The organism is Sphingomonas sp. GV3 (genome assembly GCF_031082075.1).
Classification (GTDB): Bacteria; Pseudomonadota; Alphaproteobacteria; order Sphingomonadales; family Sphingomonadaceae; genus Sphingomonas; species Sphingomonas beigongshangi.
Map to the genome: position 1 here is coordinate 1,477,027 of NZ_JARWLE010000001.1, position 26,402 is coordinate 1,503,428.

Consider the following 26,402-nt stretch of genomic DNA (forward strand, 5'->3'; position numbering starts at 1 on the left):
GTTTACGCTGCGCTGGTCACCAAATGGAAATGAGGGCCGGCAACGCTTCAAGCACGTGGAGCAAGCTCTAGGCCGTCATGCGCACGACCGCGGCGGCATGGTCGGCAACCAGTCGTACCGTCGTGTCGCCGGTGAAGATGCCGTACCACCCCTGCGGCTCGTGCGGGGGATCGCCCATGTACTGGAGGTCGCCGGGCCGGAAGCGGAAGTCGGGATGCTGGGCGCGCGCCTCGCCGTTCCAGGCCCAGAAGTTGGTGCCGGCGATTGGACCGCCAGAGGCCATGTCCTGCTCCACAGCGGCGTAGATCAGGCCGTAGAAGCGGTCCTTGTAGCGCGTCGACACGGCGGGATCGTCGCTGCCGCCGTCGCGGGGATATCCGAATTCCTCGATGATCAGCGGTTTGTTCAGCGTCCGCGCAAAGCCGACGTGACGGGCGATATAGTCATGGGTCAGCGCCTCGCCATTGGCGAAGGTGTTCGCCAGATCGGCCTGACGCACCCAATCCCAGTTGTTGGGCCAGATGTGCGCGGTCAGATAGTCGATCTCCGTGATCCCATGCTCGCCGAGCACGATGTCGGCACGTTCGAGGCATCCCTTCAGCCCCTCCGACCCGGTGCAGACGAGGTGGTTGCGGTCGAGCGACTTGATCAGTCGCGCCGTGCCCTGCACCCAGGCATAGAAGACCGGCAGATCCGCGTTGGCGACGTCGCCCGCCGGACGCGGCTCGTTGGCGAGCTGCCAGGCCATGATCGTCGGATCATCGGCATAGGCCTGCCCCGTCACGCCGTTGGTGCGGCCGACCAATGCGCGCACCCAGTCATGGTAGAGGCCGACCGCGCGATCGTTACCGTAGAATTGGGCATTGAAGTTCGCGAACGCCGGCCATGGATATGCCGGGTCACCATTATTGATGAAACGACCGCCGTTTACATACGACAGATAGGTCATCATGCCGCCGGACCATTCCCAGAAATTGGTCAGATAGAGCACGGCGCGCATGTTGCGTTTCGCCATCTCGGCAAGTGCGAAATCGAGTCCGCCGAGCAACGTCTGGTTCCAGTTCGATCCCGGCCCGCGGAACCCCGGCGTTATCGCGTTGCGCAGCGGACCTTCCTCGGCCGAAGCGAGGAGGCGCAGGTTCGTGACCCCCATGGCCTTCAACGCATCGAGCTCGCGCACCAGGCGCGCGCGATTGCCATAGGCGGCGTCCGCACCCAGATAGGCGGCATACCAGATGTTCGCGCCCGCGAAGCGATAGCGGCGCCCGCCCGCCAACAAGCGCATGCCGTCGCGGCGCACGAAATCACGCCTTGCCCGCCCCACGCCGCCTGCACCCATCGTGGTGCAGCCGGCCAGCAGCGCCGCGCTGCCCAGCACCGCACGGCGGTCGATCGTCGCGTCCATCGTCATCCTTTCACTGCTGCTTGGCGACGCGCGGCGACCTCGTCGAGCGTCAGGTAGCGTTCCGCGTTATAGGCCGCGCGCAGGCCGGCGGCGGTATTCTGGTCGGGCGCCTTCAGCCAGCGCGTGTGCCAGGTCATGAACCATAGCCAGTCGGCGTCTGGCCCCAGGGTTGCGGGATTGGGGATCGGGCCGTTCTCGTGCAGGCAGATCGGCAGCGAGTCGCCCACGATGCGCTTCACCGCGGCGAACATCGGTGCAAGATTGCCGTGATCGCCGACGTAGATGTCGGCGCCCGCGACATCGACCATCGTTCGGCCTGGAAAGTATCGCGGATCGACGTTCTGCCCCGCCCAACCGAGCACCCAGATCAGGTGATCGAGCCGATGGTGCGTACCATAGCGATCATACATCGTCCGCCACAGCGCGCGGAACGCGTTGGCCCCGTGCTTGCCCCACCAGAACCAGTCGCCGCTGAATTCGTGGAACGGTCGCCACAGCACGGGAACGCCGCGGTCGCGGAGCCACGCCAGCTCCGCCGCCACCGCGTCCATCTGCGCGATCATCAGCCGGTGCTGCGCCGTGCCGGGCTTCAGCGCGGCGGCGACATCGAAGTCGCGTTTCGCATTCTCGTACCCCGTACCGATGTCCGGCGCGCCCCAGTGCCAGCAGAGCGTGACGACGCCACCACGGCGATGCCAACCGAGGGCACGCTCGCGGACTCCCTGCCAGTCGGCGGGATCGATATAGTCGAGGCCCAGCAGCGCCGGCAGACGTCCCGTGGTCTGCTCGATATAGGCCAGTTCATCGCGCGACCCGCCGGGGCTTTCCTGCTGTCCGGTCAGCGTGCGCCGTCCGTAGAGCGACCACAACCAGGCATAGAGAGCCCGCGCCGGCCCGGCGGCGGCCGGATTGGACAGGGGCGGCGCGACAGCGGCTTCGAGCGCTCGCGGCAACAGCGCGCAGGCGGCGCCGCCGCCGATCGCGTGACGCCGCGTCAGATCCGGCATCGACATCGCCCCAGCCCCTTCCCGTCGCCTATCGCCTATCGCCTATCGCCTATCGCGTGCCGCAGCTCACCGGCCCCGGAGGCGCACTCGCCACGCGAACCGATGATATGTCGAGGCCAAGCCGCCCGCTGGTGGCGACGATCCACGGTCTGGTCACCTGCCCCATGGCCACCCCGGCATCGGCGAAACAGTGCAGCGGCACCGCCAATTGCCGCCACGCGCCGAGTTCGCCCCTGAGCGCCCCGGTGATCGGAACGGACGCAGGCTTGCCACCTTCCATGCCCAGCGTCACCTCCGCCGTCGGCGCCTGCGAGACGCGATAGTCGAGGAGGAGGCTGAGCTGCCCGTTCGATTCCCGCGTCAGGTCGATCCCGCGCGCCTCCTCGATCATCGCGCGCGCATCACCGCCGCCCGCGAATGCGAAGCGCAGGCTGTCTTCCTGCGCATTGCGGTCGACGCGGGTCTGCCGCACCGGTCCCACCGTCGCAAGCCGGGCGCCGGCGACGACTCGCCCGCGAACGAACAGCGCGTTCTGGTCGACCACGACGCCCGCCGGCCGCGTCTCGCTGAGCACAGGCAGCTGCGCACCCTTGGCGTAAGTCAGGCCGTAACCGATGGGAAACAGCGGGTCGTAGCCCGGGTCCCGCCGGTTGAGCACATATTGGTCCAGCCGCTTCGGCCACGAGAAGCTCAGCGTACCGTGGAAGTCATAGCGCGGCTTTCCGTCCGGGCGGGCGATCAGCACGTCGGCAATGCCGCCGCCCTCGGTGCCCGGCAGGAAGGCAGCGACGAACGCATCGGCGGCGTTGATCTCCGCGTTCACCCACAGGGGGCGGCCGGACAGGAACACCGCCACGACGGGGATCCCGGCCGCCTTCAGCCGCTTGAGCAGCGCGAGGTCGGATTTGTCTTCGGGGCTATATTCCAACGTCGGCCGGTCGCCGGTGAATTCGGCATAGGGCGTCTCGCCGAACACGACGATAGCGGCATCGGGGCGTGTCGCATAGCGGCCATCGGCTGCGAGCGTCGCCTTGCCCCCGCCGGCGCGCACCGCGGCGTCGATCCCCGACCAGATCGACTGGCCGTTGGGAAAATTGGCGTTGGTGACACCGGTGCCCTGCCAGGTGATCGACCAGCCGCCCGATTGCTGCCCGATATCGTCGGCGCCCCGCCCCGCGACGAGGATGTTCGCCCCCGGCTTCAGCGGGAGGACGTTGCCGTTGTTCTTGAGCAGCACGAGCGACTCGCGCACTGCCTGGCGGGCGATCGCGCGATGGTCCGGCGCACCGAGCATCTCGAACCGCCCCGAATAGGGGCGCGACGAAGGCCGTCCCGCCTCGAACGTCCCGGCCAGCAGCTTGACGCGCAGGATGCGCCGAACCGCGTCGTCGAGCCGTGCCGCCGGGATCGTGCCGTCCCGCGCCTCGCGCAGGGTGTTGGCGTAGAGCTCTTTCCACTTCGCGCCCGAATACATGAACATGTCGAGGCCCGCATTGATCGCGGCTGGACAATCCTCGTTGGTGCAGCCCGGAACCTGGCCATGCGCGTTCCAGTCGCCGATCGCGAACCCGTCGAAGCCCATCCGCTGCTTGAGCACGCCGGTCAGCAGGCTCGCATTGCCCGTCATCTTCGCGCCGTTCCAGCTCGAGAAGCTGGGCATGACGGTGAGCGCACCAGCGACGAGACCGCTGCGATAGCCGGCGGCATGGACGTCGCGCAGCACCTCTTCGGTCACACGCGTGTCGCCCTGATCGCGCCCGCCCGTGCCACCATCGCCGAGGAAATGCTTGATCGAGGAGATGACGTGGCCGGGCCGCATGATGTCGCCGCCCACGGTGCCCTGGATCCCCTCCACCATCTTGCCGGCATAGGCCTCGACGATGGCGGGATCTTCCGAGTAGCTTTCGTAGGTGCGGCCCCAGCGGTCGTCCTGCACGACGGCCACCGTCGGCGCGAAACTCCAGTCAATACCCGTTGCCGCCGTCTCCGCCGCCGTCGCCGCGCCGATCTTGCGGATCAGCTCCGGATCGCGTGCCGCTCCGAGGCCGATGTTGTGCGGAAACAGTGTCGCACCGACGATGTTGTTGGCGCCGTGTACCGCATCCGTGCCCCAGATCACCGGAACGACGGGCCGCCCGTCGCTCCGCTTCACCGATGCGTCCCAATAGGCGTCGAACAGCTTGAGCCATTCGGGGGCCGGCGCGAATTCGTCGTTGTTCGGTGCGGAATTGCCACCGTTGAGGATCGAACCGAGCTTGTACGTCTCGAGGTCCTTTGGGGTGATGGAGGCGATGTCGACCTGGATCAGCTGGCCGACCTTGTCCTCGATGCTCATCCGGGACAGCAGCGCGTCGATCCGTGCCTCGATCTTCGGATCACGTTGGCGCCTGAGCTGCAGCTTGGGCCACGAGTCCGGATGCGCCAGCGCGGACGAGGCCGCGGACGCACGCGCATCGCTCCCCGCGGGCGCCTGCTGACCAGCGGCCCCCGTCGCGAGCACGGTCGCAACGGCCAGCGCCGCCAGCCCGTTCGACATCCCCATCCCTACTCTCCCTTGCGGATTTGCATCTTGTCTGCCGAGCGCAGCGAGGAGCTGTCAAGAAAACGCATTTCGAATTTGGTTTTCTCAAGATCGGTCGCGCGGTCGTGGCGAACACGCCGCAGACCTCCGTGCCTCGCGCCCAAGCAAAGGGACAAAAGACACGATTTCGGTCTCTGCCCAATCCGATCAGGAGCCCGCAGTGTCTAAGTAGAAGACGGAGACATGATCATGGCTCCTGCCGGATTGTGGCTGCCGCGGGCAGCCCGCAAAACGGGAGGAGGGAGAGGTACGGTAACACTGTCCACCTAGGCCGAGGCACTGCCGGAGGGGCCCGCCGTCGGTGCAAGCAGGGCACATCCTGTGGCGGGGCCGCGGGGCCGCGGCGCCGCCGGTCTGCTCCGTTCGAGCACGACAGTCGGGGTCGGCGTCGGGCCTTGGCGCACGATCCGGCACGGCCGCATCGGGACCGCCCCGGCCCGGCTTGCCGCAGGTCAGCTACCCCCGAGCATGCGACGCAGGAAGCCGCGGACCCGCGCGTCGCGTTCCGGGCCCGGCGGCCCCAGAACGCTGCGCGCGGATGGCGGAAGATGGTCCGCCGCGCCCCGCGCGCCCTCGCCGAAGACATAATGATCGAACCAGGCGCGAAACGCGGCGCGCTCGCTCGCGGGGCGATCACGGATGGCGAGGATCCCGTGGACCAAAGCCGCGAACGGCGCATCCGACGTACCGACCGTCCACCAGTAATTGACGAGCACGTTGAGCGGGCCGGTGGCACGGATCTCGTGCCACCACATCGCCGGGATGAAGATCGCGTCGCCAGGTGACAAGTCGGCGACCTGCGCCGCCTCCTGCGCCACCCGGAACAGCGGATGGCGGGCATGATCGGGTCGTTCCAGATCGACCATGCTGGTCGGCTGGCCCGCCATCGTCGCGTCGAAGGGCCCGATATACAGGTTGCCGACTTGATCGGGCGGGAAGAGGACGACCCGGCGTCGCCCCGCAACCACGGCGGCGATATTGTCGGACATGTCGAAATGGGCCGAGACGCGGCTGCCGTTGCCGATCCACAGACGTGCCGTCGCCTCGGCGGCGGGCGACGGCAGCGGCAGGCGATGGTCGCGGGTCCAGCCGGGAAAATGCTCGTCCGCCGCATTCGCGCCGGCATAGAGCGCCGGCGGTGTCGGATCGGTCGCCGTCGCCAGCAGCGCATCGAGCAGCGCGGGCAACAACACCTGCCCCCGCTCGAAATTGTAACCCGCCATGTCGTCGCGGTAGAAGAAGCGTCCGCCGATCGCCGGTGACCCCGCGAACAGACCGAGCGGCCGGCCGCCATCGTAGCCGCGAAGCAGGCCGGCCAGCGCGTCGCTACCCGCCTTCGCCGCGGAGACGGCGGGCCAGTCGGCGACCAGCCCCCGCATCACCACCGGCCGCGCCTCTGCGATCAGTGCGTCGAAATCACCGGCGGCGAGCGGCGACGCCACCTCGCGTAGCTTCGGCGCAACCGCGATCCAATCGTCAACCACTTACGAACTCGCGATAATTTCCGCCTCCCGAAGCCTGGCAGCGGCAACCGCAAAAGCAAATCATTTTGTTTACGATTGTCCGCCCCCCGGTCCGTCGCTTAGGCTCCAACGGAGGCGAAGACCGGAGGTGGCGACGATGTACATCCGAACAGGCCGGCGCATGCTGATGCTTGCGATCAGCCTCGCCGCGACCGGCGCGGACGATCGTCCCGATCTGCCGCCTGGCATAACGGCCGTGGCCGCCGGCCTACCGGCGGGACGACCGCTATCGCTCCGGGTCGGAGGCCGCGTCGTGGCGGAGGGGGCGGGCTTTCGCCGCCAATGGCCGGGCAGCTATGCGGAGGCGCGCTTCCACGGTCCGGCCGTATCGCTCGCGGTCGGGCCGGGCGACGTCTCGCTGCGCGTCACCATCGACGGGAACCCTCCGCTGGCATTGGTCCGCCCCGCGCCAGGCCTCTATCGCATCGCCACTCCGGGCGAGCGCGACCACGACATCCGGATCCAGGTCGTCAGCGAAAGCCAGGCCGGCGCGACCAGCATCGCCGGCCTCTATGCGCCGGTCGGCGCGACGCCGCTCGCACCCCCGCCGCCGCGCACGCGGCAGATCGAGTTCATCGGCGACTCGCACACCGTCGGCTATGGCAACACCTCGGCCCGGAACGATTGCACGCAGGACCAGGTCTGGGCGACCACCGACACCGCGCAGGGGCCCGCAGGCATGCTGGCCGCTCATTATGGTGCGGATTATCAGGTCGACGCGATCTCCGGCCGCGGCGTCGTGCGCAATTACGATGGTTTCGCCGCGCCGACGGTGCCGCAGGCCTATCCCTTCGCCTTGCTCGACGGCAAGATCCCGGACCGCACCGCCGGCTGGCGGCCGCAGCTGGTCGTCGTCGGGCTCGGCACCAACGATTTCTCCACCAAGCTGAAGCCGGGAGAGCGCTGGACGACCCGCGAGGCGCTCCACGCCGACTATGAGCGCAGCTATGTCGCCTTCGTCCGGCAGCTGCGCCGCCGATATCCGGGTGCGTTCGTGCTGTTGTGGGCGACCGACCTCGCCGACGGCGAGATCGCGCGGGAAGCGGAACGGGTCGCCGCCGCGCTTCGACGCAACGGCGATCGGCGCGTCGCCTTCGTGCCGGTCGCCGGCCTCCGCTTCGCCGGCTGCCACAGCCATCCCGATGTCGCCGACGATCGTGCCATCGCCACCGCGCTGGGCAAGGTGATCGACGCGCAACCGGACGTCTGGCCTATCCGTCGGTGATCGCGCTGCCGCTCGCGCTGGCCGCGGCACAGAACGGCCTCGTCCGGCGTCACGGTCTCGGGCCAGCGCGTTGCACCGGCGTGCGTTTGCCATGGAGTTCACCTGCGTGGCAGCGGTGCCGCTCCCGCCTCGCCGGATCGCACCTCAGGCCCGCGCCTCCCTGTCGGATCCGCTCGGCGATCCGATCAAGAGGGAATCAGGCACGGGCGGCCCGTCGCGCCGGATCCGCCGAACCCCGAGCGGATCATTCCCACTCGATCGTGCCGGGCGGCTTGCTCGTGTAATCGTAGACGACGCGGTTGACGCCCTTCACCTCGTTGACGATCCGCGTCGCGACACGCGGCAGGAAGTCGCTCGGAAAGTCGAACACGTCCGCCGTCATGCCGTCGGTCGAGGTGACCGCGCGCAGCGCCAGGACGCTGTCATAGGTTCGTCCGTCCCCCATCACGCCGACGGTCCGCACCGGCAGCAACACCGCGAAGGCCTGCCAGATCGCGTCGTAGAGACCCGCCGCACGGATTTCCTCGAGATAGATGGCGTCCGCCTTGCGCAGGATATCGCACCGCTCGCGCGTCACCTCGCCCGGGATGCGGATCGCGAGGCCCGGTCCGGGGAACGGATGGCGGCCGACGAACACGTCCGGCAGCCCCAATTCGCGGCCGAGCACCCGCACCTCGTCCTTGAATAATTCGCGCAAGGGCTCGACGAGCTTCATGTTCATCCGCTCGGGCAGGCCGCCGACATTGTGGTGGCTCTTGATCGTCACCGACGGACCGCCGGTGAAGCTGACGCTTTCGATCACGTCCGGATAGAGCGTGCCCTGCGCCAGGAACTCCGCGCCGCCGATCTTCTTCGCCTCCGCCTCGAACACGTCGATAAAGGTCTTGCCGATGAACTTGCGCTTGGCTTCGGGATCGGTGACGCCGGCGAGACCGTCCATGAACAGATCCTGCGCCTGCACGTGGACGAGCGGGATGTTGTAATGGCCGCGGAAGAGGCTGACGACCTGTTCGGCCTCTCCGGCGCGCAGGATGCCGCCGTCGACGAAGACGCAGGTCAGCTGGTCGCCGATCGCCTCGTGGATCAGCAGCGCGGCAACCGACGAATCGACGCCGCCCGACAGGCCGCAGATCACCTTGGCACTGCCGACCTGCTCGCGGATCTCGGCGATCTTGGCGCTGCGGAATTCCGCCATCGTCCAGTCGCCCTTCAGGCCACAGACGTGGCGCGCGAAATTGGCGATCAGCTTGCCGCCGTCCGGGGTGTGGACGACCTCCGGATGGAACTGGACGCCATAGAAGCGCCGCGCCTCGTCCGCGACGACGGCGAAGGGCGCGCCTTCCGACACGGCGACCGGAGCGAAGCCGGGCGCGAGCGAGTCGACCTTGTCGCCGTGGCTCATCCACACCTGGTGGCGCTCGCCCTCGGCCCACAGGCCGTCGAACAGCGCACAGGGCGCCGTCACGTCGACGAACGCCTTGCCGAATTCACCACCATCGCCCGAAACGACGACGTTGCCGCCCAGCTGCGCGCTCATCACCTGCTGGCCATAGCAGATGCCGAGAATGGGAATGCCCGCCTCGAAGAAGCGCTGCGGCGCGCGCGGGCTGTTCTCCGCGGTCACCGAAGCCGGGCCGCCCGACAGGATGATACCCGCAGGCCGCATACGCTCGAACGCCGCATCCGCCGACTGGAAGGGGGCGATCTCCGAATAGACGCCCGCCTCTCGCACCCGACGCGCGATGAGCTGCGTGACCTGGCTGCCGAAATCGATGATGAGGATGCTGTCGCTGTGCTGCATGGCGCAGGCCTTAGCGGGCGAGCCCGTCAAGGCCAAGCCCGACCGGATCGAGCCCGAGGCGCCACTATTGCATGCCCGGCGGCAGCTTCAGGATGAACGGCACGGTCGCAGGGGGCGGCAGATCGCCCGCCGTGACCGGCGTCTCCGGATCGTCGCCCGCCACCGTCGGACCGGAATGGCGCGATCGCGTCAGCGGAACCTCGCTCGCGTCCGTTCGCGCCAGATCGAGGAAACGTGGATCCCGCCGGAGTTCGGGGGCGGAAGCTTCCTCTTCCTCTTTCAGGCCGGAGAGTTGCATGGCGAGCGCCGCCGCAACTACGCCACCCACGCGAGCCGGGGTGACTTTCGCCCGGTCGCGCGCCCATTTCAGCTGCTCCGACGTCGGCGTCGAAATGGCCGTCCGCTGCGGCCCCTGCGCGGTGCATGCCGTCAGGCTCAGCGCCACACCCGTCGTCACCACCCGTCGCCGCATCGTCCGCCCTCTCTACCCGCCGTCCCGGTCATTAGAAAGGTTCAGACCTGACCGACCGATGAACACAACGAAAAGGGCGCGCCGTTGCCGACGCGCCCCTTCAATGGCGGATGCTCCGGGAGGATGCCGGTCAGGCGGCCTCGTCGAAGTCCTCGTCGTTCATCACCGGGCCCGAATCCTGGCCCTTGGCGGTGACGTCGCGGTCGACGAATTCGATGATCGCCATCGGCGAGGCATCGCTGGCGCGGATGCCGGCCTTAATGATGCGGGTGTAGCCGCCGTTGCGATCCGCATAGCGGGCCGCGAGAACGTCGAACAGCTTCACCAGCTGCGTGTCGTCGAGCAGGCGGGCGTGCGCGAGACGACGGTTCGACAGACCGCCCTTCTTCGCCAGCGTGACCAGCTTCTCGACGTAGGGGCGCAGTTCCTTCGCCTTGGCGACGGTGGTGGTGATCTGCTCATGCTTAATGAGCGCGGCCGACATGTTGCGGAACAGCGCAATACGATGGGCCGAGGTACGCTGCAGCTTACGGCCGCCGACGCGATGACGCATGATTCATTTCCTTCGTTCGTTAAGGGGCCGTGTCACGGAACCCCAGACCAGGCGATGTTATAGAAAGGTCACCGCCCATCACCTTTTAGAAAGTCCCAAAAGTCGCATACTTTCGCATGCGCTTTTGGTGGCCGGGTGGCGGTGCGGCGGAGCCGCACCGGTCACGTCGAACAGGATCGGGTTGCGACTGCGTCGCTCCCCGACCCGTCGGCCGGGCCTGGCCCCGTCTCCGGCGCAAGCAAGCTTGCGCCGGTGCAGGCTCAGCCCATGATTTCCTGCTCGAGCTTCTTGGCCATTTCCTCGATATTCTCGGGCGGCCAGCCCGGGATTTCCATACCGAGGCGCAGGCCCATGGACGAGAGCACTTCCTTGATCTCGTTCAGCGACTTGCGACCGAAGTTCGGCGTACGCAGCATCTCGGCCTCGGTCTTGCCGACCAGATCGCCGATATAGATGATGTTGTCGTTCTTCAGGCAGTTCGCCGAACGCACCGACAGTTCGAGCTCGTCGACCTTCTTGAGCAGGTAACGGTTGATCTGCTGCGTGTCACCCGCGACCTCGCCACCCGTCGCCGGAACGGCGGCCTGGCCGACCGGAGCCGACGAACGAGTGATCGCCGAATCGTCGAAGTGCACGAACAGCGCCAGCTGGTCCTGCAGGATGCGGCCGGCATAGGCCACCGCGTCCTCGGGCGTGACGGTGCCGTCGGTCTCGATCGTCAGCGTCAGCTTGTCGTAATCGAGGTCCTGACCGACGCGGGTCGGGTCGACCTTGTACGACACCTGGCGCACCGGCGAGTAGAGCGCGTCGACCGGGATCAGGCCGATCGGCGCATCGGCCGGACGGTTGGCGGTCGCCGGGACATAGCCCTTACCGATGTCGGCGGTCAGTTCCATGTTGAACGTCGCGCCTTCGTCGAGATGGCAGATCACCAGCTCGGGGTTCATCACCTCGATGTCGCCCGACACCGCGATGTCGCCCGCCTTCACCTCGGCCGGACCGGTGGCGGAAAGCTGGAGCCGCTTCGGGCCTTCGCCCTGCATGCGGATCGCGATCTGCTTGACGTTCAGGACGATGTCGGTGACGTCTTCGCGCACACCGGCCAGGCTGCTGAACTCGTGCAGCACGTTCTCGATCTTGATCGAGGTGACCGCCGCGCCTTGCAGCGACGACAGCAGCACGCGACGCAGCGCGTTGCCGAGCGTCAGGCCGAACCCGCGCTCCAGCGGCTCGGCGATGAAGGTCGCCTTGCGCTTGCCGTCGCCGGACTTCTTCTCAAGGCCGTTGGGCTTCTTCAGTTCCTGCCAGTTCTTTGCATTGACAGACAAGCTGTGTCCCCTGGAGTTGGGCCGACGGGGGAAACGCCGGCCTGGTAAAAACGCGCGGTGCCGCTCGTCAGCGGCCGCGCAGCATCAGACGCGACGACGCTTCGACGGACGGACGCCGTTGTGCGGGATCGACGTCACGTCGCGGATCGACGTGATCTGGAAACCGACCGCCTGCAGCGCGCGCAGCGCCGACTCGCGGCCCGAACCCGGACCCTTCACCTCGACCTCGAGCGTGCGGACGCCGTGCTCGGCGGCCTTCTTGCCCGCGTCCTCGGCAGCGACCTGGGCCGCGTAAGGGGTCGACTTGCGGCTGCCCTTGAAGCCCATCATGCCGGCCGAGGACCAGCTGATCGCATTGCCCTGCGCATCGGTGATGGTGATCATGGTGTTGTTGAAGCTGGCGTTCACATGCGCGACGCCGGCGGTGATGTTCTTGCGCTCGCGACGGCGAAGGCGCTGCGGTTCACGTGCCATTGTTGGTAATCCTGACCTTTAGTCGTGGTACGGAGACCGGGAGGCTGTCCGCCTCAAACCTGTCTTCCGACGGAGAAGAAGAAAAAACGATCCCCCGGATCGTTTTTACTTCTTCTTGCCCGCGATCGGCTTCGCCTTGCCCTTGCGGGTGCGCGCGTTGGTGTGCGTGCGCTGACCGCGGACCGGCAGGCCCTTGCGATGACGCAGGCCACGATAGCAGGCAAGGTCCATCAGGCGCTTGATGTTCATCGCGGTCTCGCGACGAAGATCACCCTCCACCGTGTGGTCGGCGTCGATCGTCTCGCGGATCTGCAGCACTTCCTGGTCCGTCAGGTCCTGGATGCGGCGCTCGGCGGCGATGTTCAGCTTACCGGTGATCTCCTTGGCCTTGGCCGGGCCAATGCCGTGGATGTACGTCAGCGCGATCACCACGCGCTTGTTGGTCGGGAGATTGACACCCGCGATACGTGCCATGAAACGTTTCTCCTAGCTCCACAGGGGCCGGCATGGCTAGCCACGACCCCCATCTCGTCGCATCTTCCGCACAGACACCGACCCCTTGTACGCATGAGCGCGGCGAGCGCAAACAAGCGCCGCCGGGAACCGGTGTTTCGGAAGCGATGGCTGTTAAGCGGCCGGTAACGTCATGTCAAGCGATCGGTTCCCCTCGAGGACGCCGGCAGCGCGTGCCCCTGACGGGCCGCCGCGCGCCGGCGTCCTCGCGCTATTGACGATAGGCGACGAACTGCGTTTTCGTCCCCGCCTTTCGATCTTCGGTGACGACGGTCATGGTCTTGCCGTCCGGCGCCAGCGTCATCGTGTAGACGGACACGACCTTGCCGCCGCGCAGGTCGGTTTCCTCGATCGTCCGGGCGCCGACACGGCGCACCTTGACGACGGTGCCGGCGGGATCGCCGACGATCGGCGCCGCAGGCCCACCGAATTTTGCGGTATAGGTCTCGCCGCTGGGCTGGGAGAAGGCGAGCGCACCGCCCGCGTCCTTGAACGTCATGTACAGGCTCGAGTCGCTCACCTGCTTGATCTCGGCCCGCTGCCAGCTGCCCGATACGGCGTGTGCACCCGCCGGCACCGTTCCGATCCGCGTTTCGGTCGATGTGCCAGACTGTTCGATGCCCTTGGCATTGTCGGTCGACCGCCATGTGGTGGTCAGCGTCTTGCCGTCGGCGGACACGGTGTCGGTGCTGGTCGAGACGGTCTTGCCGCCGCGCGCATAGGTATAGGCGACGGTCAGCGGATCGACGATCTTGACGGTGAGGTGATCCCAATAATCGTGACCGGCGACCGCCTGCGCGCTCCCGTCCGCCTTGACGGCGATCGGCGGGGTACAGCTCGCGCAGGTGTAGCGCCCGTCCTTGATCGCGAAGATATCGGGCTTGGTCGGGAGCTTGGCGGACGCGACGTCGCCCTTCCAGGTGCCGGTGATCGATGGGGATGTCTGGGCGCCGACGGGTGCTGCGAAGGTGATCGCCGCGATGGCGGCCAGGCGATAGGCGGAGCTGGGCATCGAAGTTCCTTCGGGTCGAGAGGGAACGCGCTACTCGGTCCGAAAGGACTATCCCCGCTGCGGATCGGGGTCAACCAATTCCGATACGGCCCTTTTTCGCGCAAGTGCCAGCCACCAGCGGCGCAGCGCGATCGCGGTCCACAACAGTTCGACCGCGCCGAACGGCCATGCCCCCTGCAGGAAGCCGTACGCCGACGACAGCAGACAGCCGAGCGCAAAGCCGAAGGTCCACCACGGCGACCGCGCTTCCATCATATAGCACAGAAGCATGAACAGGATGGCGAACAGGCCGAACAGCGACAGCGAATCCATGCCGCTCGACGTGGCCGCTCGCTGCCCGCCGTGCAAGGCCGGCGACCTATGCCGCCGTTAACCCGATATTAGCCGTCCCGGAGACACTCGGGTCGGACCGCCAGAGGAGTAGTTCCATGCCGCTCGCGCACCGCGTCAGCGATCACATCGCCGCCCGAATCGGCACGCCGCACCCGGCCCCTGCCGGGCCATGGATCGCGCCCGCCATCGCCGATCTCCTTGCCAGGATTGAGGCGGCGCTGCGCACCGGCGCGCGAGGCTGACGGCGTTCAGGCGATCGGGATGGCGCCGGGTGCCGTGAAGGCCATGACGAGCAGCATCACCGCGAGACCGGCGGACAGACCGCACAGGGTATAGCCGACATATTCGAGCACCGGCGGATTTGCCCGACCGGAGCGGCGGTTGCGCTCGGCTCCCTGCAACACGAAACTGGCCAACATTCCATAGGTGAATACGAACGCCCCGAGCATGATGCTCCCTCTCGCCGCCAAACGGTCCAAGCCCCCGCGGCCCCCCGGCCGCACGCAGCGCCAAACCTAAGCTTTGGTCCGCTGACAAATGGTTAACTGCCAGTCGCCCGAAAAATGCGACCAATGCCGACAGATCAGGTCGGCAGCACGATGCGGGCAATGAGCCCCGGGGCGTTGTCCGCCAGTTCGAACCGTCCGTCGTGGAGCCTGGCCACCGCCTCGATCAGCGCCATTCCCAGCCCCGCGCCCGGCGTGGTGCGGGCCGCATCGAGCCGACCGAAGCGCTTGAGCGCCTGCGCACGATCGGTTTCCGGAATGCCATGGCCGCGGTCTTCGACCTGGATAGCGATCGCGCCCGCTACCGTCGTCAGGCGGAGGACCAGCGTTCTCCCCGTCGCGGCGTGCTTCAGGGCATTGTCGATGAGATTGCTGATCGCTTGGCTGAGCAATTCCCGATGCAGCGGCATCGCAGGCGGCTCCGCGTCGATCGCGACGGAGAAGACGAACCCCGCCTCCTCGGCGACCGGCTCGTACAATTCGCCGATCTCCTCGACGAGCTCGGCGGGCTCGACGAGCGTGAAGCGGTCGCGCGACACCGCCTCCGACCGGCTGATCTCGATGACCATCGTCAGCATGCGCATGACCAGATCGGTTTCGACCAGCAGCCCGCCGAGCGCCGCCTCCCGCGCCGCGGGATCCGCGATCAGCACCGCCTGTTCCGTCTTGGTCCTCAGGCGGGCGAGCGGCGACCGGAGATCGTGCGCGAGGCTGTCCGTAACGACGCGCAGCTCGACCATCAGCCGCTCCACCTTGCCCAGCATGCGGTTGAGCTGCTCCGCCAGGCGATCGAACCCGTCGCCATGCCCCCCGTCCATCGGCACGCGCCGCGACAGGTCGCCCTCGCCCGCCGCCTCGACGACCGCGGCGATCCGTTCCAGCCTGCGTCCGACGTAACGCGCCAGAACGAGCCCGGCGAGAACGCCCAGCATCAGCGACAGGATGACCGCGACCGCCAATGCCCCCTCGATCGCCCGCTGCTCCGCCTGCACGAGGTCGAGACTGCGTCCGACGAGCAGCCAATGGTCTCCGATGGGATGCAGCGCATAGCCGACGTCGGTGGTGGTCTTCGAGCCATCGATATCCGACATGCGGAAGGTCGCAGCGACGAGCGGGATCGTCACCCTTGCCGGTCCGAAGCCGCTGACGCGACGGCCTTGGCGATCGAGCACCGCCAGGACCAGCGACGTGTCGCCGGGTGCGCGGCCTTCCCCGATCGCCTCGCGGACCGCGGCCATGCCGCCGGTGTGGAACAGCGCCCGCATCGCGTCGGACTTCTCTATCGTCTCGCGCCGTACCGTGCTGATCGCCGCGGCGCTGGTCTGCTTCCAGACGAAGCCGACGAGGACGAGGTTGGAGACGAGCGCGAGCGCGATCGACAGCAGCGCGATGCGCGCGGTGACCGACAGGCGAAGGGCGCGCAGGACGATGGGCTCCCTTCCGCCCGACTCAATCGACGGCGAGGCGATAGCCCGCGCCGCGCACGGTGTGGAGGATCGGCACGCCGAAGCCATCCTCCAGCTTGCGGCGAAGGCGCCCGATATGGACGTCAACGACGTTCGAGCCCGGATCGAAATGATAATTCCAGATCTTCTCGAGCATCATCGTGCGCGTCACTACTTGGCCGGCGTGACGCGCGAGGAACTCGAGCAGGTTGAATTCGCGCGCGCCGAGCGGAATGGTCCGCCCTGCCCGCGTGACGTGACGCGCAAGCAGGTCGATTTCCAGATCGCCGACCGCCAGCTTGGTCTTGGTCGGTTCGCTTGCGGCGCGATCGGTCCGCCGCACCAGCGCCTCGATCCGCGCGGACAATTCGGCGAACGAGAAGGGCTTGCACAGATAGTCGTCCGCCCCGGCCTTAAGCCCGTCGACGCGATCGTCCACCGCGGCGAGCGCGGACAGCACCAGTACCGGAGTCGCAATGCCGGCGGCACGGATCGCGCTGACCATCTGCAGGCCGTCCAGGCCCGGCAGCATGCGGTCGGCGATGATCAGGTCGAAAATGCCCTCGCTCGCCAGGAACAGGCCGTCACGCCCGTCCTTCGCCGCCTCCACGGCATAGCCGGCCTCCGACAGCCCCTTGGTCAGATAGGCGGCGGTCGAGCTGTCGTCCTCGACAATCAGGATCTTTCGGGTCACGCGCGCTTTGTCCTCGTCGATCTCCGTTTGACGGGAAAGGCCGGCGGAAAGCAACCTCTCCGCCGGCCTCCAACGATACCCCCGGGAGTGTCGGGTACCGATCCTGCCAAATCGTTGGTTGCCATTCTAGGCCTAGCCGATCGCCGCGATCATGAAATCAGTATGAAAGATTCGTCATGTGACACGACAACGGGCGCCGCATCGCCGCGACGCCCGTGACACCGATGGCCGCTTATCCGCGGCCGTCGAGGATCGCGTCGATCGCCTGTGCGACGTGCTCGATGTCGGCCATGCCGTCGACCCGGTGCACCAACCCGCGCACTTGGTAGATCGGAAGGATCGGCGCGGTCTTGGCGCGATACTCCTGCATCCGCGTACGGACCGTCTCCGCATTGTCGTCGGGCCGCCGCTTGAATTCGGTGGAACCGCAGACGTCGCAGACGCCCGGCACCTTCGGCAGCTTGAAGCGGTCATGGTATCCGGTGCCGCAGCGGGCGCAGGTGTAACGTCCCTCGACGCGCTCGATCAGCGCGGCCTCGTCGACCTCGAGCTCTATGACGAAGTCAAGCGTCTGGTCGCGGGCCTCTAGCAGGCCGTCGAGCGCCTCGGCCTGCGCAGCGGTACGGGGATAGCCATCGAAAATCGCTCCGCCACCGATACCTTGGTCGAGGCGTTCGCCGATCAGCGCCGAGACGATGTCGTCGGAGACGAGCTGGCCGGCATCCATCACGGCCTTTGCCTGCAGCCCGACGGGCGATCCCGCCTTGACCGCGGCGCGCAGCATGTCGCCGGTGGAAAGCTGGACCATGCCGCGCGTCGTCATCAGCCGCTGCGCCTGGGTGCCCTTGCCCGCCCCCGGCGGCCCGAGAAGGATGATGTTCACGCGCGTCTTCCCCTTTCAAACCGTGTGACGGCGCCGATCAGCGCAGGCGTCCGCCTTTCAGCTTCGCCTTCTTGATCAGATCGCCATACTGGTGCGCCAGCAGGTGACTCTGGATCTGGGTCACCGTGTCCATCGTCACGTTGACCACGATCAGCAGGCTGGTGCCACCGAGATAGAAGGGGATCGACAGCGCCGACACCAGATATTCCGGCAACAGGCAGATGATGACCAGATAGGCCGCACCGATCACGGTGATGCGCGTCAGCACATAATCGAAATAGGTCTCAGTGTTCTTGCCGGGACGGATGCCGGGGATGAAGCCGCCGTAGCGCTTCAGATTGTCCGCCGTCTCCTCCGGGTTGAACACCACGGCGGTGTAGAAGAACGAGAAGAAGATGATGCCGGCGGCATAGAGCGCCATGTACACCGGGCTGCCGTGCTGCAGATACTGGTTGAGCGTGATGATGAAGTCGCCCCACTTGCTCGTCCCTGCGACGCGCTGGCCGGCGAACTGGCTGATCGTCAGTGGCATCAGCAGCAGCGACGAGGCAAAGATCGGTGGGATCACGCCGGCGGTGTTGAGCTTCAGCGGCAGGTGGCTGCGATCGGCCTGCATGCCGCGCTGCGTCTGGCGCTTGGGATATTGGATCAGAATGCGGCGCTGTGCGCGCTCCATGAAGCAGATGAACAGCACGAGCACCACGACCGCCGCGACGATGCTGACCAGTCGCACCGCGTCGATCGAACCCGACCTGCCGCCCTCGAGCAGATTGACCAGCGTCGTCGGGAGATGCGCGACGATGCCGGCCATGATGATCAGGCTGACGCCGTTACCGATGCCGCGGCTGGTGATCTGCTCGCCCAGCCACATCAGGAACATCGTGCCGCCGATCAGGCTGACCACCGCCGCGATGCGGAAGGTCAGGCCAGGCTCGATCACCGCCTGCACGCCCTGGCTGGCACCGAATGCCTCCAGGCCGACGGCGATGAAATAGCCCTGTACCGCAGTCAGCGCGACCGTGCCGTAGCGGGTGTATTGGTTGAGCTTCTTGCGGCCCGACTCGCCTTCCTTCTTGATCGCGGCAAGCTGCGGGCTGAGCGACGTCGCCAGCTGCACGACGATCGACGCCGTGATGTACGGCATCACGCCCAGCGCGATCAGCGACATGCGCGTCAGCGCACCGCCGGAGAAGGTATTGAAGAAGTCGAGCACGCCGCCGCTGGTCCGCTGCGACAGCTGGCTGAGCACGGTCGGGTCGATGCCCGGAAGCGGCACGTAGCTGAGCAGGCGGAAGACGATCAGCGCGCCGATCGTGAACCAAAGCCGCTTCTTGAGGTCTGTGGCCTTGGCGAACTTCGCCAGGCTGATGCTTTGCGCCATCTGGTCGGCTGCGGATGCCATGCGTGTCGGTGTCCTGGAAACAGAAACGGCGGGTAAGCGTTCAACCGCCCCCGCCGCTCATATAGTCATGCTCCGAGGCTTGTCTAACCCATGGGAGCTATTGTTCCCCGGCGGAGGCCGGAGCCCAGTCGCGGGCGGCCCGTTACTGGGCCCCGGCGAACGCCGGGGAACCGGCAAGGGTCACGCCTTGAATGACGCCTTCTTCTCCTGGCGCGCCTTATAAGCGACGCCCTTCTTGGCGGCGGCCTTCTCGGCGGCCGGAACGACCGTCGGGACATCGACCGAACCGCCGGCCTTCTCGATCATCTCGCGCGCCGAGGCGGAAACGCCGGCGACGGTGAAGGCCAGCTTCGCGGTCAGGTCGCCCTTGCCGAGCAGACGCACGCCGTGCTTGCCGCCACGCGCCAGGCCGGCAGCCTTCAGCGCCGCATGGTCGATCGTGCCCTCGGCCTTCAGCTTGCCCGAATCGATCGCCTTCTGGATCGCGCCGGTGTTCACCGTCGCATAGTCCTTGGCGAAGATGTTGTTGAAGCCGCGCTTCGGCAGACGCATGTGGAGCGGCATCTGGCCGCCCTCGAAGCCGGCGATGCTGACGCCCTCGCGGCTCTTCTGACCCTTGACGCCGCGGCCGCCGGTCTTGCCCTTGCCCGAGCCGATGCCGCGGCCGACGCGGATCTTGGACTTGCGGGCGCCCTGGTTGTCGCGGAGTTCGTTGAGCTTCATGATATGCACTCGCTTTCGCTTTTGTCGCGCTGATGGAAAAAGGAAGGGGGCCGATTAGCCCCCCTCCCCGTATTTGTCACTAGGTCCCGTGCTCCCGCGAACGCGGGAGCCCCGGGGTCATACCGGTCCGGTCCTTGGCTTTCGCGTTCCTGCTTGCGCAGGACCACAATCAGCCCTGAACCTCGACCATGTGCTGGACCTTGCGGATCATGCCGCGGACCTCGGGGGTATCCTCGAGCTCCGAAACCTTGTGCATCTTGTTGAGGCCAAGGCCGACCAGCGTCGCGCGCTGGTCCTTGGTGCGGCGGATCGGCGAACCGGTCTGCTTGATCTTGATCGTCGCCATGTCCCGTTACTCCGTGACGGCCGCGGCTTCGGCCTCGGCAACGCCCTTGTCGGCGCCGCCACGACCGAGCAGGTCGGCGATCTTCTTGCCACGACGCTGCGCGACAGACTTCGGCGAAGTCTGGTCGGTCAGCGCCTCGAACGTGGCGCGGATCATGTTGTAGGGGTTGGACGTGCCGACCGACTTGGTCACGACGTCGGCGACGCCCAGGCTCTCGAAGATGGCGCGCATCGGGCCACCCGCGATGATGCCGGTGCCCTGCGGCGCCGAACGGAGCGTAACGCGACCGGCACCGAAGTGACCGTTGCCGTCGTGATGCAGCGTGCGGCCGTCCTTAAGGGGAACGCGGACCATCGCCTTCTTCGCCGAAGCGGTCGCCTTGGAAATGGCTTCCGGCACTTCGCGCGCCTTGCCATGACCGAAGCCGACGCGGCCCTTGCCGTCGCCCACGACGACCAGCGCCGCGAAGCCGAAGCGCTTGCCGCCCTTCACGGTCTTCGAAACGCGGTTGATGTGGACCAGCTTCTCGATCAGCTCCTCGCCGCCATCCTCGGCGCCGCGACGATCGTCGCGACGTCCACGGTTGCCGTCACGGCCGCCGCGACCACGATCGCCGCCCTGGCCGCGACCACGGCCGCCGCGGGGACCGCGACCGCCCTGGGGTGCCGCGTCCTGCTGCGGGGCGCCCTCGGCGCCGGCAGCCTGCTGCACGGTGTTTTCGTCAGCCATCACTTAGAACTCCAGTCCGGCTTCGCGAGCCGCTTCGGCGAGCGCCTTGACGCGGCCGTGGAACAGGAAGCCACCGCGGTCGAACACGACCTGCGTGACGCCGGCGGCCTTCGCCGCTTCCGCGACGCGCTTGCCGACCTCGGTCGCTGCCGCGACATTGGCACCCGACGTGTCGCGCGCACCCTTTTCCAGGGTCGACGCCGACGCGACGGTCTTGCCCGCCTCGTCGTCGATCACCTGGGCGTAGATGTGCTTGCCGGAACGGTGCACGGACAGGCGCGGACGACCACCGGCACGCGCCTTGAGCGCGGTACGATTGCGCCGACGGCGCTTCTCGAACAGAGAGAGACCCTTGGTCATTACTTCTTCTTCCCTTCCTTGCGGAAGATGAACTCGCCGTCGTACTTGATGCCCTTGCCCTTGTACGGCTCCGGCTTGCGCCAGCGGCGGATCTCGGCGGCCAGCTGGCCGACCTTCTGCTTGTCCGACCCGCTGATCTCGACGGTGGTGGCGTCCGGCGTCTTCACCTCGATGCCTTCCGGCACGTCGATGTTGACGTCGTGGCTGTAGCCGAGCTGCAGCTTCAGGGTCTTGCCCTGCGCCGCGGCACGATAGCCGACGCCGGTGATGACCAGCTTCTTCGAGAAGCCCGTCGTCACGCCGGTGACGAGGTTCTGCACCAGCGTGCGCTGCATGCCCCAGAAGGCGCGGGCGCGCTTGGTATCGTTCGCGGGCGTCACGCCGATCGCGTCCGGCTGGACGTCATAGGCGATTTCGTCGGCGAGCGGCATCGACAGGGTGCCCTTGGGCCCCTTCACGCTCAGCACCTTGTCGGCGATGGTCGCGGTGACGCCGGCCGGAACCGGGACCGCCTTCTTACCGATGCGGCTCATCAGAACACCTCCGCCAGGACTTCGCCGCCGACGTTCTGCTCGCGCGCCTCGGCATCCGAGAGCACGCCGCGCGGCGTCGACACGATGGTGATGCCCAGGCCGTTGCGCACGCGCGGCAGGTCCTGCGCACCCGAATAGATGCGGCGACCCGGCTTCGACACGCGGGCGAGATGCTTGATCGCCGGCTGGCCTTCGAAATACTTCAGCTCGACGCGGATGCCGGCCGCGGGGCCCATCTGCTCTTCGCTGTAGCCACGGATATAGCCCTCGCGCTGGAGGACGTCGAGCACGCGGGCGCGCAGCTTCGACGCCGGCGTCAGGACGGAGTCCTTGCGCGCGCGCTGGCCGTTGCGGATGCGGGTGAGCAGGTCACCCAGGGGATCGGTCACTGCCATGATCTAATCCTTACCAGCTCGACTTCGTGAGGCCGGGGATCATGCCCTTGTTGGCAAGATCACGCAGCATGACGCGCGCGAGGCGGAACTTGCGGTAGTAAGCGCGCGGGCGGCCGGTGATCTCGCAACGGTTGCGGATCCGGGTCGGGTTCGCGTTGCGCGGCAGCTCCGCCATCTTGAGGCGGGCGATCAGACGCTCGCTCTCGTCCAGGCTCTCGTCGTTAGCCTGGGCCTTCAGCTTCGCAAACTTGCCGGCATATTGCTTGACCAGCTTCTTGCGACGCTCGTTCTTGTTGATCGAACTCAGTTTCGCCATGGACTTAAGCTCTTCTTCCTAAGCTCCCCTCCCGCGGGCGGAAGGGGTTGGGGGAGGGAAGGACCGGCGCGAGCGCAGCTCGATACGGCCCCTCCCCTGTCCCGATTATGCCGCCTTCTTCTCTTCGGCGGCCTCGGGCTGCGGGAACGGGAAGCCGAACAGACGGAGCAGCTCGCGCGCTTCGTCGTCGGTCTTCGCCGAGGTGGTGACGATCACGTCCATGCCGCGCACCTTCTCGATGCGGTCATAGTTGATCTCCGGGAAAATGATCTGCTCCTTGATGCCGCAGGCATAGTTGCCGCGACCGTCGAAGCTCTTCGGGTTCAGACCGCGGAAGTCGCGCACGCGCGGCAGGGCGATCGTGATGAAGCGGTCGAGGAACTCGTACATGCGCTCGCGGCGAAGGGTGACCTTCACGCCGATCGGCATGCCCTCGCGCAGCTTGAACTGCGCGATCGACTTCTTCGCCTTCGTCACCACCGGCTTCTGACCGGCGATCAGCTCCATCTCGGACGCCGCCTGATCGACGCGCTTCTTGTCCTGGGTCGCCTCGCCGACGCCCATGTTGAGCACGATCTTCTCGATCCGCGGGATCTCGTTGACGTTCTTGTAGCCGAACTTGTCGGTCATCGCCTTGATGATGCGATCCTCGTAGATCGCCTTCATGCGGGGCTTATAGGCATCAGCCATCGATCTTCTCCCCGGTCTTGACGGCCACGCGGACCTTCTTGCCGTCCTGGGTCTCGAAACGGACGCGGGTCGGCTTGCCGTCCGCGGTCACGTGCGCGACCTTCGAGATGTGCAGCGGCGCTTCGACGCGCTCCAGGCCGCCCTGCGGGTTCGCCTGGGTCGGCTTGCGGTGACGGGTCGCGACGTTGACGCCGCCCACGACGACCTTGCCGTCCTTCGGCATCGCCTGCGTGACGGTGCCGGTCTTGCCCTTGTCCTTGCCGGACAGGACGATGACCTGGTCGCCCTTCTTGATCTTCGCGGCAGCCATTACAGCACCTCAGGCGCGAGAGAGATGATCTTCATGTGCTTCTTGCCGCGCAGCTCGCGCACGACCGGGCCGAAGATACGGGTGCCGATCGGCTCCTCGTTCTTGTTGACCAGGACGGCGGCGTTGCCGTCGAAGCGGATGGTCGAGCCATCGGCACGATGAATGTCCTTGGCGGTGCGGACGATCACGGCACGATGCACGTCACCCTTCTTCACCTTGCCACGCGGCTGCGCTTCCTTGATCGACACGACGATGATGTCGCCGACCGATGCCGTGCGGCGCTTCGAGCCGCCCAGCACCTTGATGCACTGCACCCGCTTCGCGCCGCTGTTATCTGCGACGTCGAGATTGGATTGCATCTGGATCATCGATCCATTTCCTTCTCGTCAATGGGGTGGATACCGACCCAACCCCGCCTAAAACAATGACCCCGGCGCAGCGGACTGCACCGGGGGAGCGGCCCTGTAACCACTCCGCTGGCAGGACGCAAGCCCTGCCCTCGCCGTCCGCCGGCCGAAGCCGGACGGAGGCTTATGCGTCGACGTCGACCCGTTCCGGCGTCGCATGGGTATTCACCCGATCGATCACCTTCCAGGTCTTCAGCTTGGAGATCGGCGCAGTCTCTTCGATGCGCACGGTCTCGCCGGCCTTGTACTCGTTCGCCTCGTCATGGGCGTGGTACTTCTTCGAACGGCGGATGATCTTGCCGTAGAGCGGGTGCTTGACCTTACGCTCGACGTTCACGACCACCGTCTTCTCGCCCTTGTCGGAGACGATCACTCCGGTCAGCACGCGCTTCGGCATGTGTCGTTCCTTACTTGGCGGCCGCAGCGCTGGTGCGCTGCGCCTGCAGGGTCTTGATCCGCGCGATATCGCGACGGACTTCCTTCACGCGGCTCGGCTTCTCGAGCTGGTTGGTCGCAGCCTGGAAGCGCAGGTTGAACTGCTCGCGCTTCAGGTTGCCCAGGCTCTCGACGAGCTGGTCGTCGCTCTGGCCGTTGTAATCGGTCCCGTTCTTCTTACTCTGGGCCATTACTCGCCTCCGAGGTGCGAGGTGTCGCCCAGGCGGGCAACGACCTTGGTCTTGATGGGGAGCTTCATCGCGGCACGGCTGAACGCCTCGGCGGCAAGGCCGCCGTCAACGCCGTCCAGCTCGAACAGGATGCGGCCGGGCTTGACGCGGGCCGCCCAGAACTCCGGCGAGCCCTTGCCCGAGCCCATGCGGACTTCGGCGGGCTTCGACGAGACCGGCACGTCCGGGAAAACGCGGATCCACAAACGCCCCTGGCGCTTGATGTGACGCGTGATCGCGCGGCGGGCCGCCTCGATCTGGCGGGCGGTGATCCGCTCCGGCTCCAGGGCCTTGAGGCCATAGGCGCCGAAGTTGAGGCTCGTGCCGCCCTTGGCATCGCCGTGGATGCGACCCTTGAAGGCCTTGCGGAACTTGGTGCGCTTCGGTTGCAGCATGACTATCTATCCTTAGCGGCGGTCGTCGCGCGCCGGACGGACGCCGGAGGTCTGAGCCTCCATCATCAGCCGGTCGGTCGCCATCGGGTCGTGACCCAGGATCTCGCCCTTGAACACCCAAACCTTGACGCCGCAGACGCCATAGGACGTGTGCGCCTCGGCCTCGGCGTAATCGATGTTCGCGCGGAGCGTGTGCAGCGGCACGCGGCCCTCGCGATAGCTCTCCGAGCGGGCGATTTCCGCGCCACCCAGACGGCCGCCGCAGGCGACGCGGATGCCCTCGGCACCCAGACGCAGCGCGGACTGCACCGCGCGCTTCATCGCACGGCGGAACGCGATGCGGCGCTCCAGCTGGTCGGCGATCGACTGCGCGACGAGACGCGCGTCGACTTCCGGCTTGCGGATCTCGACGATGTTGAGCGAGACGTCGGACGAGGTCATGCCGCCCAGCGTCTTGCGCAGCTTCTCGATGTCCGAGCCCTTCTTGCCGATGATCACGCCCGGACGCGCGGCGAAGATCGAGATGCGGCACAGCTTGGCCGGACGCTCGATGACGACCTTGGAGATCGCCGCCTGCGGCAGGGTCTTCATGATGTACTGACGGATCTTGAGATCCTCCAGCAGCAGACGGCCATAGTCATGGCCTTCCGCGAACCAGCGGCTGTCCCAGGTGCGGTTGATCTGCAGGCGCAGACCGATGGGGTTGCTCTTCTGACCCATTATGCTTCTTCCTGCTCGCGCACGACGATGCGCAGACGGCTGAACGGCTTCAGGATGCGCGTCGACTTGCCGCGGCCACGCGTGGCGAAGCGCTTCATCGTGATCGACTTGCCGACCGACGCCTCGGCGACGACGAGCGCGTCGACGTCGAGGTTGTGGTTGTTCTCGGCATTGGCGATCGCCGAGGCGAGCACCTTGCGGGCGTCGACCGCCATCGCCTTCTTCGAGAAGGCGAGGATGTTCAGCGCGTCGCCGGCCTTCTTGCCGCGGATCAGGCCCGCGACCAGGTTCAGCTTCTGCGCCGACCCACGGATCTGGGTGCCGACGGACAGGGCCGACTTGTCGTCGACCTTGCGGGGGGACTGAGGCTTGCTCATCAGCGCTTGCCCTTCTTGTCAGCCGCGTGGCCCGGGAAATACCGGGTCGGCGCAAACTCGCCGAGCTTCATGCCGACCATCTCTTCGTTGACGGTGACGGGCACGAACTTGCGGCCGTTGTACACGTTGAACGTCAGGCCGACGAACTGCGGCAGGATGGTGGAGCGGCGCGACCAGGTCTTGATCGGGGCGCGGCCACCGGCGTCCTGCGCCGTCTCCGCCTTCTTCAGCAGGCTCAGTTCGACGAACGGGCCCTTCCAAACAGAACGAGCCATCCTA

Annotated in this window: 35 protein-coding genes; 2 read left to right on the forward strand and 33 right to left on the reverse strand. The window is 66.8% G+C overall.

Features of this window, described 5'->3' with window-relative positions; all coding sequences use genetic code 11:
* Positions 1-67 precede the first annotated feature (67 nt).
* The 4 genes from RF701_RS06875 to RF701_RS06890 form a co-directional block, all read right to left on the reverse strand.
* Positions 68-1,411, reverse strand: a complete 1,344-nt coding sequence (locus RF701_RS06875) for a mannanase (protein ID WP_308814510.1) — start codon at positions 1,409-1,411, stop codon at positions 68-70.
* The gene (locus tag RF701_RS06880; RefSeq protein ID WP_308814511.1) at positions 1,408-2,418 is read right to left on the reverse strand and encodes a glycosyl hydrolase; all 1,011 of its coding nucleotides are present in this window, start codon (positions 2,416-2,418) and stop codon (positions 1,408-1,410) included. The genes RF701_RS06875 and RF701_RS06880 overlap by 4 nt, the downstream gene beginning before the upstream one ends.
* 43 nt (positions 2,419-2,461) lie before the next feature.
* Positions 2,462-4,948: a glycoside hydrolase family 3 N-terminal domain-containing protein gene (locus RF701_RS06885; RefSeq protein ID WP_308815628.1), complete on the reverse strand. Its 2,487-nt coding sequence runs from the start codon at positions 4,946-4,948 to the stop codon at positions 2,462-2,464.
* Between the two features lie 497 nt (positions 4,949-5,445).
* A complete protein-coding gene (locus RF701_RS06890; protein ID WP_308814512.1) occupies positions 5,446-6,477 on the reverse strand; it encodes a cupin-like domain-containing protein in 1,032 nt (343 codons plus the stop codon).
* A gap of 160 nt (positions 6,478-6,637) precedes the next feature.
* On the opposite strand from RF701_RS06890, the gene RF701_RS06895 reads away from it, so the two are divergent.
* Positions 6,638-7,741 carry a GDSL-type esterase/lipase family protein gene (locus RF701_RS06895; RefSeq protein WP_308814513.1) on the forward strand — a complete coding sequence of 368 codons (1,104 nt, stop codon included), beginning with the start codon at positions 6,638-6,640 and terminating at the stop codon, positions 7,739-7,741.
* Positions 7,742-7,985: 244 nt separating this feature from the next.
* On the opposite strand, the gene guaA is transcribed toward RF701_RS06895, so the two are convergent.
* The 8 genes from guaA to RF701_RS06935 form a co-directional block, all read right to left on the reverse strand.
* The gene (gene guaA, locus RF701_RS06900; RefSeq protein ID WP_203309584.1) at positions 7,986-9,542 is read right to left on the reverse strand and encodes a glutamine-hydrolyzing GMP synthase; all 1,557 of its coding nucleotides are present in this window, start codon (positions 9,540-9,542) and stop codon (positions 7,986-7,988) included.
* Positions 9,543-9,606: 64 nt separating this feature from the next.
* The gene (locus RF701_RS06905; protein ID WP_308814514.1) at positions 9,607-10,014 is read right to left on the reverse strand and encodes a hypothetical protein; all 408 of its coding nucleotides are present in this window, start codon (positions 10,012-10,014) and stop codon (positions 9,607-9,609) included.
* A 130-nt stretch (positions 10,015-10,144) separates the two neighbouring features.
* On the reverse strand, positions 10,145-10,567 hold the full coding sequence (gene rplQ / locus RF701_RS06910; RefSeq protein WP_308814515.1) for a 50S ribosomal protein L17: 423 nt from the start codon (positions 10,565-10,567) through the stop codon (positions 10,145-10,147).
* A gap of 260 nt (positions 10,568-10,827) precedes the next feature.
* The gene (locus RF701_RS06915; protein WP_203309587.1) at positions 10,828-11,895 is read right to left on the reverse strand and encodes a DNA-directed RNA polymerase subunit alpha; all 1,068 of its coding nucleotides are present in this window, start codon (positions 11,893-11,895) and stop codon (positions 10,828-10,830) included.
* A gap of 84 nt (positions 11,896-11,979) precedes the next feature.
* Positions 11,980-12,369, reverse strand: coding sequence for a 30S ribosomal protein S11 (gene rpsK / locus RF701_RS06920; RefSeq protein WP_017979464.1), 390 nt, complete (start codon positions 12,367-12,369; stop codon positions 11,980-11,982).
* Positions 12,370-12,474: 105 nt separating this feature from the next.
* Complete coding sequence (gene rpsM, locus RF701_RS06925) at positions 12,475-12,843, reverse strand: 30S ribosomal protein S13 (protein ID WP_115377298.1); 369 nt, start codon at positions 12,841-12,843, stop codon at positions 12,475-12,477.
* Between the two features lie 250 nt (positions 12,844-13,093).
* Positions 13,094-13,894 (reverse strand): hypothetical protein, encoded by an 801-nt coding sequence (locus RF701_RS06930; protein WP_308814516.1) that lies wholly within the window; start codon positions 13,892-13,894, stop codon positions 13,094-13,096.
* A gap of 48 nt (positions 13,895-13,942) precedes the next feature.
* Positions 13,943-14,206, reverse strand: coding sequence for a hypothetical protein (locus RF701_RS06935; RefSeq protein WP_308814517.1), 264 nt, complete (start codon positions 14,204-14,206; stop codon positions 13,943-13,945).
* A 116-nt stretch (positions 14,207-14,322) separates the two neighbouring features.
* On the opposite strand from RF701_RS06935, the gene RF701_RS06940 reads away from it, so the two are divergent.
* Positions 14,323-14,469, forward strand: coding sequence for a hypothetical protein (locus tag RF701_RS06940; RefSeq protein ID WP_210358135.1), 147 nt, complete (start codon positions 14,323-14,325; stop codon positions 14,467-14,469).
* A gap of 6 nt (positions 14,470-14,475) precedes the next feature.
* Here RF701_RS06940 and RF701_RS06945 read toward each other — a convergent pair whose 3' ends face one another.
* From RF701_RS06945 to rpsS, 21 genes are all read right to left on the reverse strand, one after another.
* Entirely contained in the window at positions 14,476-14,676 is a 201-nt protein-coding gene (locus tag RF701_RS06945) for a hypothetical protein (protein WP_203309591.1), read from the reverse strand.
* A gap of 134 nt (positions 14,677-14,810) precedes the next feature.
* Positions 14,811-16,247, reverse strand: coding sequence for a HAMP domain-containing sensor histidine kinase (locus tag RF701_RS06950; protein WP_308814518.1), 1,437 nt, complete (start codon positions 16,245-16,247; stop codon positions 14,811-14,813).
* Positions 16,183-16,872 (reverse strand): response regulator transcription factor, encoded by a 690-nt coding sequence (locus tag RF701_RS06955; protein ID WP_203309592.1) that lies wholly within the window; start codon positions 16,870-16,872, stop codon positions 16,183-16,185. The genes RF701_RS06950 and RF701_RS06955 overlap by 65 nt, the downstream gene beginning before the upstream one ends.
* A 232-nt stretch (positions 16,873-17,104) precedes the next feature.
* Entirely contained in the window at positions 17,105-17,755 is a 651-nt protein-coding gene (locus RF701_RS06960) for an adenylate kinase (RefSeq protein ID WP_210358137.1), read from the reverse strand.
* Positions 17,756-17,792: 37 nt separating this feature from the next.
* Positions 17,793-19,157 (reverse strand): preprotein translocase subunit SecY, encoded by a 1,365-nt coding sequence (gene secY, locus RF701_RS06965; RefSeq protein ID WP_203309594.1) that lies wholly within the window; start codon positions 19,155-19,157, stop codon positions 17,793-17,795.
* A gap of 180 nt (positions 19,158-19,337) precedes the next feature.
* Positions 19,338-19,880 (reverse strand): 50S ribosomal protein L15, encoded by a 543-nt coding sequence (rplO, locus tag RF701_RS06970; RefSeq protein ID WP_308814519.1) that lies wholly within the window; start codon positions 19,878-19,880, stop codon positions 19,338-19,340.
* A 169-nt stretch (positions 19,881-20,049) separates the two neighbouring features.
* Complete coding sequence (gene rpmD / locus RF701_RS06975) at positions 20,050-20,226, reverse strand: 50S ribosomal protein L30 (protein ID WP_115377306.1); 177 nt, start codon at positions 20,224-20,226, stop codon at positions 20,050-20,052.
* Between the two features lie 6 nt (positions 20,227-20,232).
* Positions 20,233-20,955 carry a 30S ribosomal protein S5 gene (gene rpsE / locus RF701_RS06980; protein ID WP_203309596.1) on the reverse strand — a complete coding sequence of 241 codons (723 nt, stop codon included), beginning with the start codon at positions 20,953-20,955 and terminating at the stop codon, positions 20,233-20,235.
* A gap of 3 nt (positions 20,956-20,958) precedes the next feature.
* Positions 20,959-21,315 carry a 50S ribosomal protein L18 gene (rplR, locus tag RF701_RS06985; protein ID WP_203309597.1) on the reverse strand — a complete coding sequence of 119 codons (357 nt, stop codon included), beginning with the start codon at positions 21,313-21,315 and terminating at the stop codon, positions 20,959-20,961.
* Positions 21,315-21,848: a 50S ribosomal protein L6 gene (gene rplF, locus RF701_RS06990; RefSeq protein WP_210358138.1), complete on the reverse strand. Its 534-nt coding sequence runs from the start codon at positions 21,846-21,848 to the stop codon at positions 21,315-21,317. Before rplF ends, rplR begins: the two co-directional genes overlap by 1 nt.
* The gene (gene rpsH / locus RF701_RS06995) at positions 21,848-22,243 is read right to left on the reverse strand and encodes a 30S ribosomal protein S8 (RefSeq protein ID WP_115377310.1); all 396 of its coding nucleotides are present in this window, start codon (positions 22,241-22,243) and stop codon (positions 21,848-21,850) included. The genes rplF and rpsH overlap by 1 nt, the downstream gene beginning before the upstream one ends.
* A gap of 10 nt (positions 22,244-22,253) precedes the next feature.
* The gene (gene rpsN, locus RF701_RS07000; protein WP_115377311.1) at positions 22,254-22,559 is read right to left on the reverse strand and encodes a 30S ribosomal protein S14; all 306 of its coding nucleotides are present in this window, start codon (positions 22,557-22,559) and stop codon (positions 22,254-22,256) included.
* A gap of 105 nt (positions 22,560-22,664) precedes the next feature.
* Positions 22,665-23,249 (reverse strand): 50S ribosomal protein L5, encoded by a 585-nt coding sequence (rplE, locus tag RF701_RS07005; RefSeq protein WP_203309599.1) that lies wholly within the window; start codon positions 23,247-23,249, stop codon positions 22,665-22,667.
* The gene (gene rplX, locus RF701_RS07010; protein ID WP_203309600.1) at positions 23,242-23,559 is read right to left on the reverse strand and encodes a 50S ribosomal protein L24; all 318 of its coding nucleotides are present in this window, start codon (positions 23,557-23,559) and stop codon (positions 23,242-23,244) included. The genes rplE and rplX overlap by 8 nt, the downstream gene beginning before the upstream one ends.
* Positions 23,559-23,927, reverse strand: a complete 369-nt coding sequence (gene rplN / locus RF701_RS07015) for a 50S ribosomal protein L14 (RefSeq protein ID WP_017979484.1) — start codon at positions 23,925-23,927, stop codon at positions 23,559-23,561. The genes rplX and rplN overlap by 1 nt, the downstream gene beginning before the upstream one ends.
* A 163-nt stretch (positions 23,928-24,090) precedes the next feature.
* A complete protein-coding gene (gene rpsQ, locus RF701_RS07020) occupies positions 24,091-24,363 on the reverse strand; it encodes a 30S ribosomal protein S17 (protein WP_203309601.1) in 273 nt (90 codons plus the stop codon).
* A 10-nt stretch (positions 24,364-24,373) separates the two neighbouring features.
* On the reverse strand, positions 24,374-24,592 hold the full coding sequence (rpmC, locus tag RF701_RS07025; RefSeq protein WP_203309602.1) for a 50S ribosomal protein L29: 219 nt from the start codon (positions 24,590-24,592) through the stop codon (positions 24,374-24,376).
* Positions 24,592-25,026 (reverse strand): 50S ribosomal protein L16, encoded by a 435-nt coding sequence (gene rplP / locus RF701_RS07030; protein ID WP_203309603.1) that lies wholly within the window; start codon positions 25,024-25,026, stop codon positions 24,592-24,594. Before rplP ends, rpmC begins: the two co-directional genes overlap by 1 nt.
* 12 nt (positions 25,027-25,038) lie before the next feature.
* A complete protein-coding gene (rpsC, locus tag RF701_RS07035) occupies positions 25,039-25,746 on the reverse strand; it encodes a 30S ribosomal protein S3 (RefSeq protein ID WP_115377317.1) in 708 nt (235 codons plus the stop codon).
* The gene (gene rplV / locus RF701_RS07040; RefSeq protein ID WP_115377318.1) at positions 25,746-26,123 is read right to left on the reverse strand and encodes a 50S ribosomal protein L22; all 378 of its coding nucleotides are present in this window, start codon (positions 26,121-26,123) and stop codon (positions 25,746-25,748) included. The genes rpsC and rplV overlap by 1 nt, the downstream gene beginning before the upstream one ends.
* On the reverse strand, positions 26,123-26,398 hold the full coding sequence (rpsS, locus tag RF701_RS07045; RefSeq protein WP_115377319.1) for a 30S ribosomal protein S19: 276 nt from the start codon (positions 26,396-26,398) through the stop codon (positions 26,123-26,125). Before rpsS ends, rplV begins: the two co-directional genes overlap by 1 nt.
* Positions 26,399-26,402 lie beyond the last annotated feature (4 nt).